This is a genomic window from Mesocryomonas lacus (assembly GCF_055730105.2).
Map to the genome: position 1 here is coordinate 2,501 of NZ_JBUZWF020000015.1, position 3,783 is coordinate 6,283.

Consider the following 3,783-nt stretch of genomic DNA (forward strand, 5'->3'; position numbering starts at 1 on the left):
GTTCTGTTGACATTGTGAAGAGAAGACGGGTCCTGAAGGACTCTTTGAACCACCCCGCAAGGGATGGGGATGAGGGTTCTGTCTGGATCATGGCGCCAAGCGGTTCATCACCGATTGGATAGACGTCATGATCCGCAGGGATAGCCCTCACCCCAGCGGGTTTGACGGCGCATTCGAAAGGATGCGGCGGTGAACTGGTTGGAATGGGTTCCCCTGTTTCGATTGCCATGCCTGACCGCGTGGCATCGGGGCACCGTCTCAAGAAGCTGGTCTTTCGCCAATCCCTTCTCCAGATGGGATTGGCACAGAGTACCGCTGCAGGACGTAAGAAGGATTGCACATCCCTTGCGTTTGCGGTGCTCGAACCGGATGGAGCTCGCGCTTCGTTCGGGAATGAGAATACGTCGATCAATGACACTTCTCTCCTGGTACCTCGCAAGGGGCGCCAGAATGGTGAGCATTGGCGATGAGAATGATCAAGTGATATAAGGGCATCTGGTGGATGCCTTGGCATGCACAGGCGATGAAGGACGTGATACGCTGCGATAAGCCATGGGGAGCTGCGAATAAGCTTTGATCCGTGGATTTCCGAATGGGGCAACCCACCTCCGACTTCTAGAAAATCGGAACGGCACTGGTTGGACGCAAGTCCGGCCGGTGGCGCTGCGGTTTCTAGGGGTCATCAGCGAGGTATCTTACCTTCGAATACATAGGGGTAAGAAGCGAACTCGGGGAACTGAAACATCTAAGTACCCGAAGGAAAGGACATCAACCGAGACTCCGTCAGTAGCGGCGAGCGAACGCGGACCAGGCCAGTGGCAATCTATGAAAGAAGCCGAACACGTTGGAAATCGTGGCAAGAATGGGTGATAGCCCCGTAGGCATAATGTTCTTGATTGTCCTCGAGTAGGGCGGGACACGTGAAATCCTGTCTGAAATTAGGGGGACCACCCTCTAAGCCTAAGTACTCGTGCATGACCGATAGCGAACCAGTACCGTGAGGGAAAGGTGAAAAGCACCCCGACAAGGGGAGTGAAATAGAACCTGAAACCGGATGCCTACAAACAGTCGGAGCCATAATGGGTGACGGCGTACCTTTTGTATAATGGGTCAGCGACTTAGTCTGGCGAGCAAGCTTAAGCCGATAGGTGGAGGCGTAGCGAAAGCGAGTCTGAACAGGGCGTTCAGTTCGTCGGATTAGACCCGAAACCGAGTGATCTAGCCATGAGCAGGTTGAAGGTGCAGTAACATGCACTGGAGGACCGAACCCATATCTGTTGCAATAGATCGGGATGACTTGTGGCTAGGGGTGAAAGGCCAATCAAACTCGGAAATAGCTGGTTCTCCGCGAAATCTATTTAGGTAGAGCGTCGACCGAATACCCCCGGGGGTAGAGCACTGAATGGGCTAGGGGGACTCACCGTCCTACCAAACCCAATCAAACTCCGAATACCGGGGAGTACTAGTCGGCAGACACACGGCGGGTGCTAACGTCCGTCGTGGAGAGGGAAACAACCCTGACCACCATCTAAGGTCCCCAAGTCATGGCTAAGTGGGAAAGGATGTGAAGATCCCAAAACAACCAGGATGTTGGCTTAGAAGCAGCCATCATTTAAAGAAAGCGTAACAGCTCACTGGTCTAATTAAGGGTCTTTGCGCCGAAAATGTATCGGGGCTAAAGCCATGCACCGAAGCTGTGGATTTGATCTTAGGATCAAGTGGTAGCGGAGCGTTCCGTAAGCCAGTGAAGGAGGACCCGTGAGGGCCTCTGGAGGTATCGGAAGTGAGAATGCTGACATGAGTAACGATAAAGGGTGTGAGAGACACCCTCGCCGAAAGTCCAAGGGTTCCTGCTTAAAGTTAATCTGAGCAGGGTTAGCCGGCCCCTAAGGCGAGGCCGAAAGGCGTAGTCGATGGGAACCACGTTAATAATCGTGGGCCTGGTGGTGAGTGACGGATCTCGTGTATCGTTCAGTCTTATCGGATTGATTGGGCGGTGAAGAGGTTCCAGGAAATAGCCCCACCGTATAGACCGTACCCGAAACCGACACAGGTGGACTGGTAGAGTATACCAAGGCGCTTGAGAGAACTATGCTGAAGGAACTCGGCAAATTGCACGCGTAACTTCGGAAGAAGCGTGACCCTTTCCAACGCAAGTTGGGTGGGGTGGCACAGACCAGGGGGTAGCGACTGTTTACCAAAAACACAGGGCTCTGCGAAGTCGCAAGACGACGTATAGGGTCTGACGCCTGCCCGGTGCTGGAAGGTTAAGTGGAGGGGTGCAAGCTCTGAAATGAAGCCCCAGTAAACGGCGGCCGTAACTATAACGGTCCTAAGGTAGCGAAATTCCTTGTCGGGTAAGTTCCGACCTGCACGAATGGCGTAACGACTTCCCCGCTGTCTCCAGCATAGACTCAGTGAAATTGAATTCCCCGTGAAGATGCGGGGTTCCTGCGGTCAGACGGAAAGACCCCGTGCACCTTTACTATAGCTTTACACTGGCATTCGTGTCGGCATGTGTAGGATAGGTGGTAGGCTTTGAAGCATGGGCGCCAGCTCGTGTGGAGCCATCCTTGAAATACCACCCTTATCGTCATGGATGTCTAACCGCGGTCCGTTATCCGGATCCGGGACAGTGTATGGTGGGTAGTTTGACTGGGGCGGTCGCCTCCCAAAGAGTAACGGAGGCGCGCGATGGTGGGCTCAGACCGGTCGGAAATCGGTCGTCGAGTGCAATGGCATAAGCCCGCCTGACTGCGAGACAGACAAGTCGAGCAGAGACGAAAGTCGGTCATAGTGATCCGGTGGTCCCGCGTGGAAGGGCCATCGCTCAACGGATAAAAGGTACGCCGGGGATAACAGGCTGATGACCCCCAAGAGTCCATATCGACGGGGTTGTTTGGCACCTCGATGTCGACTCATCGCATCCTGGGGCTGGAGCAGGTCCCAAGGGTATGGCTGTTCGCCATTTAAAGCGGTACGTGAGTTGGGTTCAGAACGTCGTGAGACAGTTCGGTCCCTATCTGCCGTAGGTGTAGGAGTATTGAGAGGATTTGTCCCTAGTACGAGAGGACCGGGATGAACGTACCTCTGGTGGACCTGTTGTGGCGCCAGCCGCAGTGCAGGGTAGCTATGTACGGACTAGATAACCGCTGAAGGCATCTAAGCGGGAAACTAACCTCAAAACGAGTACTCCCTATCAGGGCCGTGGTAGACCACCACGTTGATAGGCCGGGTGTGGACGAGCGGCAACGCTTGAAGCTTACCGGTACTAATCGCCCGATCGGCTTGATCATTCTCATTCGCCAATGTTCACCTCGCTAAAGCGAGGGTGAACATTGGTTTTAATCTTGGCGCTCACGCCGGTTTGTCTCGGACAAACCGTCTGCGCTGGCGCGGATTGCAAAGCGATCCGACGACCTAGCGGTCTACGGGCATCTCGTCCTGGACTGCTGCTGAGATTATCGACGCATTCTCATTCATGCACTCCGTCTCCCTGCAGAGGCGGTCAGGATGGCGCTTCCAGCGCATCACCTGAAACCCAGAAACCCAGCTTCTTACCTTGCTATTCGCTGACCTGGTGGTTTTGGCGGAGTGGCTGCACCCGTTCCCATTCCGAACACGGCCGTGAAACGCTCCAGCGCCTATGATACTTTGTCTTAAGACACGGGAAAGTCGGTCGCCGCCAGGTCTGCAAATCGCAAGATATCTCTCACATGACAAAAACAACACACAGACAAAACGCCCCCTCGGTCAATGCCGCAGGGGGCGTTTTGCGTTCGG

Annotated in this window: 2 rRNA genes; both read left to right on the forward strand. The window is 54.5% G+C overall.

What is annotated here, in order from left to right:
* Window positions 1-474: 474 nt before the first annotated feature.
* Window positions 475-3,296 (forward strand): 23S ribosomal RNA (locus ACZLZQ_RS24185).
* A gap of 280 nt (window positions 3,297-3,576) precedes the next feature.
* Window positions 3,577-3,691 (forward strand): 5S ribosomal RNA (gene rrf, locus ACZLZQ_RS24190).
* Window positions 3,692-3,783: the final 92 nt, after the last annotated feature.